This is a genomic window from Sphingomonas sp. PP-CE-1A-559, from assembly GCF_004340965.1.
Taxonomy (GTDB): domain Bacteria; phylum Pseudomonadota; class Alphaproteobacteria; order Sphingomonadales; family Sphingomonadaceae; genus Sphingomonas.
In genome coordinates this window covers 223,379-237,916 of sequence record NZ_SLYA01000001.1, presented here as the reverse complement: position 1 = coordinate 237,916, position 14,538 = coordinate 223,379, and the positions used below count along the sequence as shown (strand labels likewise).

9 protein-coding genes are annotated in these 14,538 nt (G+C 59.9%); 4 read left to right on the top strand and 5 right to left on the bottom strand.

What is annotated here, in order from left to right; all coding sequences use genetic code 11:
- Window positions 1-111: 111 nt before the first annotated feature.
- Both C8J42_RS01005 and C8J42_RS01000 read right to left on the bottom strand, forming a co-directional pair.
- On the bottom strand, window positions 112-5,568 hold the full coding sequence (locus C8J42_RS01005) for an AAA domain-containing protein (protein ID WP_133018600.1): 5,457 nt from the start codon (window positions 5,566-5,568) through the stop codon (window positions 112-114).
- On the bottom strand, window positions 5,565-6,740 hold the full coding sequence (locus tag C8J42_RS01000) for a M48 family metalloprotease (protein WP_133018599.1): 1,176 nt from the start codon (window positions 6,738-6,740) through the stop codon (window positions 5,565-5,567). The genes C8J42_RS01005 and C8J42_RS01000 overlap by 4 nt, the downstream gene beginning before the upstream one ends.
- A gap of 861 nt (window positions 6,741-7,601) precedes the next feature.
- On the opposite strand from C8J42_RS01000, the gene C8J42_RS00995 reads away from it, so the two are divergent.
- The 4 genes from C8J42_RS00995 (at window position 7,602) to C8J42_RS00980 (ending at window position 11,317) form a co-directional block, all read left to right on the top strand.
- Window positions 7,602-8,777 carry an integrase arm-type DNA-binding domain-containing protein gene (locus C8J42_RS00995; protein WP_133018598.1) on the top strand — a complete coding sequence of 392 codons (1,176 nt, stop codon included), beginning with the start codon at window positions 7,602-7,604 and terminating at the stop codon, window positions 8,775-8,777.
- 254 nt (window positions 8,778-9,031) lie between these two features.
- Window positions 9,032-9,223: an AlpA family transcriptional regulator gene (locus C8J42_RS00990; RefSeq protein WP_133018597.1), complete on the top strand. Its 192-nt coding sequence runs from the start codon at window positions 9,032-9,034 to the stop codon at window positions 9,221-9,223.
- The gene (locus C8J42_RS00985) at window positions 9,223-9,588 is read left to right on the top strand and encodes a hypothetical protein (RefSeq protein ID WP_133018596.1); all 366 of its coding nucleotides are present in this window, start codon (window positions 9,223-9,225) and stop codon (window positions 9,586-9,588) included. The genes C8J42_RS00990 and C8J42_RS00985 overlap by 1 nt, the downstream gene beginning before the upstream one ends.
- A 340-nt stretch (window positions 9,589-9,928) precedes the next feature.
- The gene (locus C8J42_RS00980; protein ID WP_133018595.1) at window positions 9,929-11,317 is read left to right on the top strand and encodes a hypothetical protein; all 1,389 of its coding nucleotides are present in this window, start codon (window positions 9,929-9,931) and stop codon (window positions 11,315-11,317) included.
- A gap of 344 nt (window positions 11,318-11,661) precedes the next feature.
- Here C8J42_RS00980 and C8J42_RS00975 read toward each other — a convergent pair whose 3' ends face one another.
- The 3 genes from C8J42_RS00975 to C8J42_RS20410 all read right to left on the bottom strand — a co-directional run bounded on the left by C8J42_RS00975 (window position 11,662) and on the right by C8J42_RS20410 (window position 14,465).
- Entirely contained in the window at window positions 11,662-12,585 is a 924-nt protein-coding gene (locus C8J42_RS00975) for a hypothetical protein (protein WP_133018594.1), read from the bottom strand.
- A 98-nt stretch (window positions 12,586-12,683) separates the two neighbouring features.
- Window positions 12,684-13,226 carry a recombinase family protein gene (locus tag C8J42_RS00970; RefSeq protein WP_133018593.1) on the bottom strand — a complete coding sequence of 181 codons (543 nt, stop codon included), beginning with the start codon at window positions 13,224-13,226 and terminating at the stop codon, window positions 12,684-12,686.
- A 963-nt stretch (window positions 13,227-14,189) separates the two neighbouring features.
- Window positions 14,190-14,465: a recombinase family protein gene (locus tag C8J42_RS20410; protein WP_347812395.1), complete on the bottom strand. Its 276-nt coding sequence runs from the start codon at window positions 14,463-14,465 to the stop codon at window positions 14,190-14,192.
- Window positions 14,466-14,538: the final 73 nt, after the last annotated feature.

Genomic DNA, 14,538 nt, shown 5'->3' with positions numbered 1-14,538 from the left:
GTTCCCACCAGAAGATCGCGTATCAACCTCCGATATGGTCCTGGTGTATTGCAGCAACATTGCGCTCGCCGTGACGGGCCGGTTCAAACAACATCAGGCAACAAACCTGTTTCAAGAGGTCTCGACATACCCCTTGCGCGTCTTTTCCAGCGTCAGCTTGTTCGCTTCTCGGGCGGCGCGTTCGGGCGTCTCGTAGGTCTTGACGACGGAACTGCCCTTGGTGCCGCGACGACCATAGACGACGGTGACGTCGGCCCCGTTCACCGCGATCTTCCAGAACTTGTCGGACGCCCCTTGCGTGAACTCGAACGTGGTGAAGCCTTTCGCAGACGTCTCTGTTGCAGGCGCTTCCGGGACAGGGGACGGTACGGGTACGACGGGTAGCGGCAATACCGACCCCGGCTCGAACGGATCGTCGTCGACGGCGTTCTCGTCGCCGCGCAACGCCGCCTCGATCTGCGCGATCACCGCCTCGGGTTGGCGGAGCCAGGCATGCGAGGGAATATCGATCACCCGCCAGCCGAAGCGCCGCAGGATCGTCGGCTGGAACACGTAGCGATCGGCGATCGCATCGCCGGCGTCTCCATCGAGCAGGATGGCGAGCGCGTGGCTCCTGCCGTCGGGCGCGACGATCGCGAGATCGCAGCGGAAGCTGGCGCTGCCGACATATTCCTGGACGACATGGCCACGCGCGCGCAGCGCCGCGGCAAGGGCATCGCGCAGTGGGTCCGGTGCCGGCGCGCGGGAAAAAACGCGCTGCGCTTCGGGATTGAGCGTGGCGAGAATGGCCTGGCCGTGCGGTCCGTCGCCGCGCGCCTGCGCTTCGGCGAACGACAGGAACGTGCGGAGCGCACGCGCACCGTCGTTGTGCGTGTTCGTGATCGCCTCGGCGCGGATGGTGGACACGATCGCCATGTGATGCCGCGCGCGACTGAAGATCACGTTGAGGCGCTTTTCGCCGCCGCGCTGGTTGATCGGGCCGAAATTCATCGCCATCCGCCCAGCGCGATCGGGCGCGTAGCAGATGCTCAGCAGGATCACGTCGCGCTCGTCGCCCTGGACGTTTTCCAGATTCTTCACGAACAGCCCGTTCACCTGGCCGTCGTCTTCCCGGACATATTCCGCCTCGATCAGCGCGGCGAACGCCGGATCCTCCGCGGCAAGCGCATCGAGCGCGTTTTCGATTTCGGTCTGCTGCGCCTCGGAAAACGCGACGATGCCGATGCTCAGTCCGGTTTCGCGGCCGAGCAGGTCACGGACCATCGCCGCGATCAAGCGCGCCTCGGGAAGGTTCGCGCGCTTGTCGTACAGTCCGTCGGCGACCGGGTGATAACTGATCGCACGCGCCAGCAGTCGATCGACGCTTTCGATCGGCGCGCTCTCGTCATCCGATCGCACCGCCGTCGGCGACGCGCCGGTCTCGGCGATCGTCCGGTCGGGAATGGTGACCAGCCGGCCATCGTAGAACGCCGCATTGGAGAAGCTGATCAGCGCCTCGGACCGGCTGCGATAATGCCAGGCAAGCAACGTCGCGGGCAGGCTTCGCGCCGCCTGGGCGAGCAGGCTGGCGGCATCGAGCAGGATCGCCATCGTCTGGCCGTCTTCTTCCGCCGTGACCTGCATCTCGTCCTCGTCGCGCGCGGCGGCGAAGAAGCTGGTGGGCGGCAGCTGCATCTCGTCGCCGACGACGACGATCTGCGGCGCGCGACTGAGCGCCGGCACCGCCTCCTCGATCGGGATCTGGCTGGCTTCGTCGAAGATCACGACGTCGAACAGGTCCGCCTGGAGCGGCAGCGTGTCCGATACCGACAGCGGACTCATCAGCCATACCGGCTTCAGGTCGTTGACCACCACGCCGGTTTCGTCATCGGACAGGTCGCGGATCGAACGATAGCGCATGGTCTTGCCGAATTCGTGTTCCAGCTCGCGCCGCCCGGTCGCGTATATCTTCTTGGCCTCGCGCGCGGCGCCATCGAGCTGCGTCACCGACAGCGTCGATTGGCGGACATGATCGCGGAACTTGCGCTGCGCGGTGGCGCGGATGCAGGCGGCGTTGTCGTCCTGGAGGATCTCGCCGGCACGCGCGGCCCGGCGCGCGCTCGACGCGAGTTGCGTGGCATCGAACCGGTGCAGAGCCGGCTCCGCCCGCAACGCGCGGCTGATCGCCTCGTCGAGCACGAGTGCTTCGATACGCGCCGGATCGAGCGTCATCGTTCGCAAGGCAAAGGCCACCCGCGGCCCCGCCTGGTCCGCCGCCCGCAGCAGTGGCAACAGGTCCGGCAGGTCGTCGAGGCCCTCGCGCATGTCGCGCATCGCCTCGGCCAGCGCGCTCAACGTCATGGCCTGGCCATCGACGAGATGACGATCGCATAGCGCGGCGAGCGCTTCGATGGCGGCGCTAGCGCGCGCTTCCCGTAAGAGAGTTGCGGCCGGATCCGCGGAAGCCTGCGCATTAGCGACCAGGCGGCGGACGAGCACCGGCGCCGCATCGTCGGACCACCTGTCACGCAGTGCGGCCAGCGCATCGGCATCGTCGGTTGCGAACCGCGCGTTCAGCGTAGCGCGCGCGGCGGTGTCCTCCGCCGCCGCGGCTTGGCGTGCCACCAGCCGTTCGAGCACGACGGTGATGCTGGGTTCGACGGCGTGCGCCGAGAAATCGTAGCGATCGTGGATCGTGCGCTTGAGGCGGTTCCAGCTTCCGCTCAGGAACTTGAAAAAGCCCGGCTCCTGTCGACGCGCCTGATCCAGCGCGGCTTGGGCATCTTCGGGCGATAGCGGATCGGTCCAATGCCCTGCCGCGTCCTCCGCCGCGGCGTGTTTCGACGCAGTTGCGGCACACGCTGCGTTGGCGTCGCGAAACTCGCGCGACGCGACCGAGGTCGGGTCGAGCAGATCGATGTTGCCCGCAAGGTTCGTCTGCACCGCCGCCGATGCCGATCGCACCACGACGAGCGCATCCGCCAGGCTGGTATCCCCCGACACCAGGGTGCCATCGTCCTCCAGCATCGGATCGATCCGGTCGAACAGCTGCTCGCCGTCTGCGACCATCACCGATACCTGCGCATAGCATCGCTCGTCGGCGATCGTCGCCGAGGACAGTCTGGCGAAAGGGTGTTCGGCCAGGCTGTCGAGACCAAACGCGTCGCTGACCGTCCGGTGGATGCGATCCGCCAACGCACGATGCGCGTCCCATTCCGCCAGTGTCGGCAGGCGCTCGCGGGTCACGGGATCGGCCTCGGTCGGCTCGGGCAGCGCGAGCATTCGTCGGATCATCGCCCGCAGCGTGACCGTCGAGTCCGTCGGCAGATGCGCCATCGCCCGATCGAACGCCGCAATCCGGCCGAGATGCTTCGACAGCGCCGCGACCGTCCGATCGCGGGTGGCGCGATGATGGTCGATCGCATCGTCGGCCTTGTTCCAGCTTTCGTAGCAATCCTTCAGATCGAGGACGAAGCTCTTCTTGTCCTCCTGCGAATCATGGATCAGGCACGCCAATCGATCGAGCTCGGCCTGTTTCAGCCGGTTGAACACCACGTCGAGCGCGGCGCGCTTCTCGCACACGAACAGCACGCGTTTGCCGCGCGCGGCATAGTCCGCGATCAGGTTGGTGATGGTCTGAGACTTGCCGGTGCCGGGCGGCCCCTGGATGATGAAGCTGCGCCCGGTCCGCGCCATCGAGACCGCCGCCTCCTGCGTCGCATCGGCGGGCACCACGCTCCACAGATCGGACGGTGCGAGCGGCGGCGGTGGCGAGGCCTCGATCGGGCGCGGCTCGATCGAGAACACCGTGTCGAACGACGGCGGCGTGACCCGGTCGTCGATCAGCTGGGTATAGTCGCGCACCAGCGACATCTTTTTATAATTGAAGTTCGCCAGCGTGACCTGCGTCAGGTCGATCTCCCACGAGAACCGGTGACCTTCGCCACCGGCCAGCGCGAAGGACGTCGCTTCGGCCTCCGCCGCCATGCGATCGGGCCGTGGCGGCATCGCCGCACCCACTGCAATCCGCTGGGGCAGCGGGCTCGGCTTCACGTATTTCTCGAACAAGGCGAGCCCGAGCGGGCGGTAGTCGTCGCGATCGTAGCTGAACTCGGGTCGCGTAATCCCCGGGCTGCCGGCCGTCGCGCCGCGACGACGCTGGAACACACGCAACCGCTGGACGGCCTTTTGGTGGATCAGCTGGATTTCCGGCTTGGTCTTCAACGCGAGCGCCACGCCGGGCTCGGTGCGCTGGATCTGCGCGAGCAGGTCCGCCTGGATTTCCGCAATCGACGTCTGCGACAGGTCGACCCGCTCGGGCAGCTGGATATCGTAGAGTTGCCGTAGGTAATGGCGAAGCGCCGGGTTGAACTCCGCCTCGGTGTCGGCAATCTGCAACGAATATTGATCGCGCACGCCCTTCTGCTTGGCGACCTCGACCGGCAGCCACAGCAACGGCGACTGGATGCGCTCGTCCGGCGACTCCTTCAGATTGTGCCAATGCAGATAGGCGACGACGAGCCTAAGATGGCTGAAACCATATTCGGCGCGGTCGCGTCGCGTCTCCTGAATGACTCGGTCGAACGCCGACGGAAGATAGGGCTGGTCCTCGAACCGCAACCATTTCGCGAGACTTATCTTGCCGCCGCCCAGCACCTCGGCGGCGAACTTGCCATCCCAGGTGCAGAGCTGTTCGGCACGGATCGATTCGAGACGCATCACCATCGGTACGCTGGCGACGGTCAGGTTCACCGTCGCCTGGGTCGGGCGAAAATGGATCAGGCGGTTGCGGCGCGACAGGTCGAACAGCCGATCGCGCAGATGCGCGAGGACAGCCGCGCGGCGGCTCGGCACGCCGGTCGCCCCCGCCAGAACGCGGTTCACATCCAGCCCGACCGGCTGATCGCGATAGTCTTCCAGCCGGCTTGCCGCCGCCATCAGGTCGCTGGCGCGTTCGTGCCGGTTTAGCGCGGTCATCTCGCCGATCAGCGACGCGATCACCGGATGCAACGCACCGTTGAGCCTGAACAGATTGCCTTGATCGGCGGAGAAGCGCCTGACGTCGGTTTCGTCGTTGAAGTCGAGCCCGCACGCGAGGCTGGCGAGAATCAGTCCGATCGAGAAGATATCGGTCTGCTCGTCGTGATGGCCGACCTGCTCCTCCCAACTCCGATAGCCGATCAGGTATGCGGGGTTCACCGCGTCCGACGGTTCCGCACCAGATCCTTCCCCATCCGGGCTGCCGGCGCGCAGATCGTCGACTTGCGATCCCGTCTCGATGTCGGTTGTGACGCGGTATTCACCGATCACCCGCAACGCCGACGAGACGCGCGGCTGCGCAGCACGGATGCCCGCTTTGTTCAATTGCGGCGGGCGCCCATTGGGGCGGGCGAGCGCGAGTTCGCCATCGCGATCGACCACCGCCTCGTCGCCAAGCTCCGCGACCAGTCCGCGCGCGTGCAGCGCGTCGACCTCGCGCATCAACGGCAGCACCGCGCGCAACAGATCCTCGGACGGCACGCTACCGCCATCGGCCGCCAGACGCTGGCGCAGCGTAACGACGGGCTGCGTGAAGACGGGTTGGGTCATGCGGAAACCTTGTCGAGCGGCGCGAGCAGGCGGGTGATCGCTTGCCGGTTCATCTTGAGATCGCGCTTGAGCGCCTCGCGAAACGCAGCGAGCCCGTCATAGTCCTGGGCGAGCCGGGCACCGGCCACGAGCATCGCATCGCGGTCGTCGGGATCGGCCATCGCCAGATCGAAGCTGAGCGCGATCAGATACTCGCGCGTTGCCGCATCGATCCTGGCCGGAGCTAGCGCGGCGGCGTCGATCGGTGTCTCGTCGGGTCCCCAATCTGGGAAATAGCGCCGCAGCTGCGCCGCCACCGCCTCGCCCCCCGCCGCCGGGTCCTTGGCAAGCTTGGCAAGAACGGCGCGCGTCATCGCGGTCATGTCCTGCTGTCGCAGTAGGTCCAGCGTCGCGATCGACAGCGGCCCGCGGATGCGTTCGGCCAGCCATTCCTCCAGATCGACGTCCGCCCGCCACCATTTGTCGAGCGCCTGCGCGCGCAGGAATATCTCCGGATGCGTGACGCCCTCCGCCACCGGCTTGGTCGCCTCGAGTTCGGCCGCCTGTCGCAGATACGCCTCGGCGTCGACGCTCAGCAAGCCGGTCATCGTCTTGACCAACGTCGCGATCGCCGGCGCTGTGGCGTTTGCCGCGACCGCTCCGCCGCGATCGGCATAGAGCTCGGTGGTCAGCCGGTAGATTCGCGCTGTCTCCGCATGGCTGGGGGCCGCGTTCGGATAGGCCAGTACATGATCGAGAACCGTGGTGGCGACATGATAGATCCCGCCCTCGATCGACCAGAGCTTGTAGTGCGCCAGTTCGTGACCGAACAACGCGACACGCTCCGCGCGCGACAGTTTTTCGAGCACGGGGCCGTACAGCACGAGGTGGATTTCACCGGGCACATACCAGAGCGCCGCGTTCATCGTGCTGTCGGGTGCCTGATAGATCGTCACCGGCGCCTCGACCGCCAGCGCCACCAGCACGGCGCGACAATCCTCGTAGATCTCTGGATGCACCGCGGCGTCGAGCCGGTAATTCTGTCGCAACAGCGTCGCCCGCACCTCTTCGACCTGCTCCCCACGCGTCTCCTGCGCCATCGCCCATGCCCAGATCTCAGGCTCCAACGTGGTCAGGTATCCGACGACCGCCCGATGATACGCAAGCGGCTCGAGTGTTGGTACAACGGTCAAATTCAGTCCCCCGGCTGCCGCCACCCTAGGTTCCTGCCAACGTTCGTCCAGCCACGTCTTTCCCGGAACGGACGTTTCCGGTGAGTAAGGGATCTGCGGGAGCTACCGATTTTATCTTCGGCTAGATTTAGCGCGCTGATTTGCCGCCTCAGCGTCGTTCCTCACAACGATGCATGGTTCGAAGAAATCTGCATCTGGAACCGTCCGGCAGTGCCAATCCCTCGACGAGGCAGCATCGCCAACGAATGGCGCGAAAACGTTCAAAAGAGCGAGTCAGCCAATAGCCGCCGTCTGGTCACAAACACTATAAGCATGCTTGAACGACATCCGTCATCAGTCCGCGGCAATCGGCCGATGCAGTTACACACATCCAACGGCAGTTATTAGCCGTCCGCTAAATGTCGCCTCATAGCAGTTTTCGGATGCCGGTTTGGTACCGTCACACTATCTACGAGCACGGTAATCTCGAGGACGGCATCGACCGCCCCAGTATGCGGCCCCGCACCTTAACTCCGTCCAGTGCTCGTAACCCCCGCTTCAAGCCCAGGCTCTCGAAGCAACATCAGAAAACGGAAGGGACCAGAGTAGGCGTACGCCGCAAAACGATCACAGCGCTGCAACACGTGGGCATTACCAATAGCAGTCACCGCGGCACTAGAAGCTCGGCGAGATCGCCAGCTGGCAGGGTCGATGAGTTGGCGAAAATGGCGGAGACGGAGGCCGCCACTCTATGATCCAGTAAGGTCCGAATAATTCCATCTATGCTATAGATTTCAAATAGTTATACGGACTCGATGTCCGAAGCGTTCCGATTGATTCCGACCTATTCCCAATCTTTATGTTGGGCTCTATGTGGGACAGATGAGCGGCATCAAACCTACCGGACGGCATTTAGAGAAGCGCCTATCGGCAGCAACCGTCCGGGCGATTAAGACGCCCGGCCTCCACGGTGACGGCAACGGGCTTTACTTAAAGATCGACACGTCTGGCGCTAAGCGCTGGATACAGCGATTGATGATCGAAGGTAAGCGGCGAGACATTGGCTTAGGCTCTGCCTCCCTTGTCGGCCTCGCAGAAGCCCGAGACAAGGCCCTAGAGAACCGAAAGCTCGCTAGAGCGGGTGGCGATCCCTTGGCGGCTAAAAAGCGTTCTATGGAGGTCCTGTCGTTCAAGGCTGCCGCCGAAAAGGTTCACGAACTATCGAAGCCTACGTGGCGCAACGACAAGCACGGCGACCAGTGGATCAACACGATGACGACACATGTCTTTCCTGTCTTCGGCTCGAAGCGGATCGACACCGTCGCCAGCGCGGACGTACTCGCCGCCCTGTCCCCAATTTGGAATTCGCGTCCCGAGACAGCCCGCAGAGTAAAGCAACGCGTAGGTTCGGTTTTTAAATGGGCAATGGCGAACGGCTGGCGAACCGACAACCCGGCAGAGACTATCGGCAGCGCCTTACCGAAACATGACCGATCAAAGGTTAAGCATCGCGAAGCCTTACCGTATGGAGCCGTCAAAGCGGCAATAGCATCTGTCAGCGCTAGCGAAGCCGGAACCGCTACGAAGCTGGCCTTCGAGTACCTTGTCCTCACGGCGACACGTTCGGGAGAGACACGCGAGGCCCTGTGGAGTGAGATCGACCTAGAGAGTGCCATTTGGACGATACCGGCGGCGCGAATGAAGGCGAAGAAGCCTCACCGCGTCCCGCTGCCGCCCCGCTGCCTTGCGATCCTCACGGAAGCGAAGACATTGAAGCGCGACGACGATCTAGTCTTTCCCGGCACCAAGAACAAAAAGCCCCTGTCCGACATGACGCTATCTAAGCTTATGAAGGACCTTGGCATCGCTGCCGTGCCTCACGGCTTCCGGTCGTCGTTTCGAGACTGGGCTGGAGAACAGACCAGTCACCCCCGCGAGGTGATCGAGTTCGCGCTTGCACACGTCATCAAGGACAAGGCCGAGGCTGCATACGCTCGGTCGGACCTGTTCGAGAAGCGGCGAGCCCTTATGGACGACTGGGCAGCGTATTTAAAATGATGCCTAATAACTTGCTATTAGCCTCGCCTTCAAGAAACTGCCTTCGTTAGGACAACCACGGACTCTAACAAGCAGATTTGCGGACAAGTCCGCCAACTAAGCCCTGCAACTAAGTATGTGACTAAGTAACTAGACAGTTCTCTAAGCAAGTCGCCTATTAGCAAGGGTTTGTGACTGACTCCAATTCGTCTAACGCCTCCATCATCGCCGGTGAAACGCAATTCCGCGCTGCCTGCGACCATGAGGAGTAAACAATGACGAATTTATTACGCCGACCCGAGGTTTTGAGCCGGGTCGGTCTATCCCGATCGACAATCTATAACGAGATGGCACTAGGCAACTTCCCGCGCCCCATTAAAATTGGGCGCCGCGCAGTAGCTTGGCACGCATCGGCTATAGATAACTGGATTTCAAGTCGACCCGCCTCCACCGGGGGGATGATCTAATGTACGATATCTTGACACCGGATTTACTTACTAAACACAGTGATGCCGACCTCATTGCAGCTATCCACCGCAACCTCCCCGATGACGATCGGAAGCCCCCGTTAGTCCTCTCTGTAGAGCTTGTGTGGGAGCGAAAGCTCGGGGCGATAGCCAGCACCGGCACCCTCATCGTTACCACCGCTAGGCAACTGACGACTAACGGCGGCAACGGCTGGACGGGCTTCGACGGCGGGGACGCCGACATGCTTGAAGCAGCCATCAGCAGCGCTGTTGATGAAGTCGGAGCCTGCATGATCGACCGGTTCATCGTCCGCGCCGCCGACCAAGGCAAAGCAACTAACGACGAAGTGAAAGCCTTAGCTTGATAATCTAACGCACCACCATCGCCAGCCCCGCCGAGCCCTATCACGGACGGCGGGGCGTCGTTGGTGCGAGCCTACGTTAAAATCAGCTCGGATTCGCAGACACCAGCCCTACGAACCATCCATTTAGTATTGTTTCGCCCTCCTATAGGCAGGCCCGTCGAACATTAGGTTTAATCGGCTCTAAACATACCTTGCGTGCGCCGCCTATTTAAACGCGATACCTCTCATCTGGGTTAACATCCCTTATAGTTAGCTAAACGTTCCGTCGGTTCGTCGCCAATTGTCTTCTACTATGGACAACCCCCACCCCCAACCCCCTCCATTCCAACTATAGATGTATATGAACAATAATACCAATCATGACGATAAGACTCTATTCGAAAATGAGAATCTAAGTAACAAAATAACGACAAGAAAGGATGCGGCCCATGAACGGTATCTATCCCTTGATGCCGAGCCGATGTCGCTCGAGGCTGTCGGCCTTACGGACGAAATAGTACATCGCGTTTATTTCACAGCAGGACGGAAGTACAAGGCCACTGAACGCTTATTCACAGCAGTAGGCGCAACGGTATCGGATTTACTTGCTATCGCGGCGGGAGGACCTGACAGATACGGATACCGTTCAATGGCAACGACCAGCTTTACCGGAATGCATGTCGGCCATGCCTCCTTCAAGCAAGTCGTAGACGCTATGGCGATCGACGGCTTCGTTGAAGTCATCGCCGGGGAGGCATATCGAGCCGACCGCGCAGGACGACCGGGAGTCGCCACGCGCTTTAGGGCAACGAATGCCTTGCTAGAAATGGCTTTAGGGTTCGGCGTGACACCGTGTTCATGGGCCAAGCACTTTCAGCCGCTGCCGCGATTGGGAAGGATAACGAATCCCATCCTCCTGCGGTCATCCAGCGAACACTTCAAAGGCAAAAAGCTTCCGGGCAAGGCCGTAGCGATACCCAAGGGCCTCTCAACGGTTCAAGCGTTGGGGGAAACCGTTAACGACATCAATGCCTTCCTCGCTCGACAGGACTTGGATCTAGGGCCGTACCAGCATCGGTTCTTCCAGCGCATATTCAGCCAAGGCGATTGCTTGCCGATCTACGGATGGGACAAGGGTGGGCGGTTATACAGCGCCGGCAAGGACAATTACCAGCAAGCCCCCGGAGACGAACGATCGGCCTTCCGGTTTAATGGGGAAGCCACCGTCGAAATCGATATCGGGTCCAGCTTCCTTACGATCTACCGCAAGCTGTCAGGAGTTGAGTTCGATCCCGTTGCAGACCCCTATGATATTCCCGGTCTTTCGCGGTTCGCCTCTAAGAGTTGGGTCGTGATGACCTTCGGTCACGATCGCCATCATGTGCGATGGCCTTCGGACGTGAAAAGGAAGTATCAAGATGGGTATGAGAAGCATGGAGCGTCCGAATGGGGGACTGGCGACCTACAGTTAGACCATCCCTATCGAGACACGCACGCCCTCATGCTAAAAGCGCTACCCGAGCTGTCTGAATGGGCGACTAGCCCTATCCGATGGGGTGATCTCCAATACAGGGAAAGCTGCGCTGTCGTAGAAGTGGTGCATACTCTGGCGGTGCGCTATGGCATTCCCGCCCTGCCAGTACACGATTCAATACGAGTACAAGTTTCCGCACGGGGGGTGGCAACTCGGGCTCTATCCGACGCGTTTCAGAAGCACGTTGGAATTATACCAATCATGAATGCCAAGTAAGACGGTAGGACCAACGACGTTACGTCGCCAAAACCCAAGGCACGCAATATTCAATTTAGACGGGCAGCCGCACACCATGAGGCCCAGATCGGGACGGGAGATAGGTAGACCTACCAGTCCCGTCCTCTAGCACTGTAACGGGTCTAAACAGGAGCGCGCATGAGGTCGGTCAAAGAGATGCGCCGTTATCCCAATCCTCACACCCAGGTAAATTCGAGCATTTTACTGTGAGTCCATTAGTAACGGTAGGGTCGCAGCTCTCTAGGACTTCGGTATCTAGTCAACTTACCATTGAAGGACGGTACTGATTATCGCCGTCTAACGCTCGGACCGATACTTACGGACTAAATATCGCGATCCTCACCAGCCTTCACCAAAGCCTTTACGATTGTTACAGCGTCTTCGGGGGTAAGCGTTGACTCTTTCGTAGCCTCGATGACGAATAAGTGCTCGTTCGGCGACACTGGGATAACCCTTGATAAGTGAAATGCATCAAGGCCGTCCAGTTCGGTTTCAACCTCGTCAGCAATCTTCTGGCTCATTTTCCCCGTCACCCTAATATAGCGGTGGTTTTGCTCCCACTGCTTCAGAGATCGTACGGTACGTGAACCACCAACATCCCCACCTCTCTCGATTCTTCGTGCTATCGAGGCGAGCTCATCAATGCGCTCTTTCAAAAAGTCTTCAGAACTTACCGTAATGGTCCCGGGTGTAACCAGTTCGAACCGATAGTTTTCAACAAATGATATATAAGAACCCTTATCGAAAGCCTCGCTAACCTCCTTAATGCGTTTAGCCAGCCTTTCAATAAAGCCTTCTATAGCATTATATTCAAGATCACGCTGGTATTCGATGTACGCCATAGTTCCTATGTCAAAGGGTGGCTTCACGTCAAGATCGGTTATAATTACCGTTGGGCGCTTTGTAGATAGGCGCAGTCCAGTTTCTAACATGACGTTAGGATTAAGACCGCTTACGTCACAGATTATTACGTCGTTTTCGTATATATTCCGAAGGATCTTAGACTGGATGATATCAGCGTCAGTGTTTTCCCAAACTAATTGAGGTTTAAACCCCGCCCGGGCAATCGCCCTCTCCAATATCTTGCGCACACGCGACCAGTGCTCGGCTGTGTAAGCGTCGGGCTCAGAAGGCATCGCTGATATCGGCATAATTATGCCACAAGTCCGCCGGCTGTCCGCTACGACGGGAGCCGAGCTGGTGTCAATCTCATCTATGGGGGCACCGTTTTCACCTGAACCGGACATTTAAATTCCTCTGATCGTGGCATACGAAAGCAACGCAGCCCGCTTCTATACATCGCCTCATTACTAAGCGGACGGATATCCCTACTTTAGCAGAGCTGCTACTCAAGACAGCGGTAGACACTTGCCCGTCCGATCCCAAGGCGCTTGGCGATTTCGCTGGGACCAACCCCCTCATTACGTAGCGACCGTACGGCTACCACGTCCACAGAAGGCTTACGGCCCTTGTAGACACCGTTAGCCTTCGCCTTTGCGATGCCTTCCAGCTGGCGCTCCTTACGTATCGCGGTTTCGAACTGCGCAAAGACACCAAGCATTTGCAGGAAGGCCAGGCCAGCGGGGGTGGAGGTATCGATCGGCTGTTCGGTAGCGCGGAGGAACGCTCCCTTAACCTTCAAAGCCGCTACGATCTTCTCCAAGTCCGCCACGGAACGAGCAAGGCGATCTATGCGCGTCACCATAAGCGTATCGCCCGTCCGGACGAAGGACAGCAGAGTATCGAGTTCGTGCCGCCCGTCCGTGGTCGCGCCGCTCTTCTTCTCTGATCGGATCAACGTGCAACCAGCAGCACGAAGGGCATCCTCTTGTACCGAGCAATCCTGATCGTCGCTGCTAACGCGGGCGTAGCCAATGATCGTGGTCATGGGAGTTTGTCTCAATAGCCTCTAGAGAGTCGCTTCTAGGTGTCTCATAGCCCTTGAGTCAACCCTATTGGTACGAGTCCGTTGTATCACGCCGTTGTCTCGCAGGAGTTTACCCTAACAGACCAACAATCTCTACAAAGCGCAGGTGATCCACAGGCGCGGACCCTGCGCATCTTCCTTACCTGTGCATCGTATTAGAACGTAAGGCCTTGCCAACTGCTGTGATAGCTTACGCCTTAAGTGCCGAAGGTCTGCTGCCACCATCCCCGGCTAGCGCTAATGTGCTCGGGATAACGGGGATCATCATCACCAACGTAAACGTGGTCACCTGCGACGGGGCAGGTGCTCCAACGGGCGAGCGCAACGCTTTGAAAGAAGGCATAGTCCGCACCTAGCGGGCAGGTGAGGCGAATTGATACGCCGGCCAACCTCTCCTGCGTGCTGGGATATAAGGAAACTGCGTGTTCCAAACGAAGACCCGTCAACCGAGTATAAGCCGCCCCAACAAACTGGTCGCTGAGGGTAGTTACGAAGGCATCGACAGCGGCCATATACCTTCGTGTCTTCGCTACTTCCGTTTTAGGCATTCGCTTCAAGGCGCGAAGTGAGGACATTAGCAGAAGGCGCTTGCATCGACTGTGAAATAGGATCGGCGTCTGACTGATCTGCATGGGCTTTATTCCGAGTTACGAAGGCGGATGCCCGATAGCTAAGAAGTTTCCACGCGTAAAGCGTCCCGAGCAAACCCCCGAAACATTATTAATTAAAACCATCTTATTAAAGAAGCTATTAGATAAGCTTTTATTCGTCGTTAGCTCGTCAAATATTAGAAGTAAAAGTCCGGTTTCAAGTTAATTAACGTCAGGGCATTTCTGTTATTCTCTCCTCTACTCTTGAGATGGCAGCGATAGACGTCGTATTTACCAGCTAACGTGCCCCAGGAGACGCCCTTCAACCCATCAGCTACATTTCCTCTTGAGCTGTCATGGTAGGACGCTGCTGCCTTCCTAGGGCCATACCAGCGGCTTTCGCTCTGCTTGCGTCCGTACGATCAGAAGATCGTGCACACTCGGCAGCGGCGGCAGCCACGCCCATCGTGATCCGACCCGCGGCACTGGGCACTTTGATGCCACCTAGGGCGAGGCAGCGGACGCGAGCCCCTTGGAGTGCAAGCATTTCGACGGTGCTGCAGAGGACGATCGCGCTACGCCTCAAGCGGTCTAGCTTCAAGATGGCCAATGCGTCCTAACTTTCGAGCCTGTTGACCAGCTCCGTAAAACCCTTGCGCTCCCGAGCTGCTATCTACCCGGAC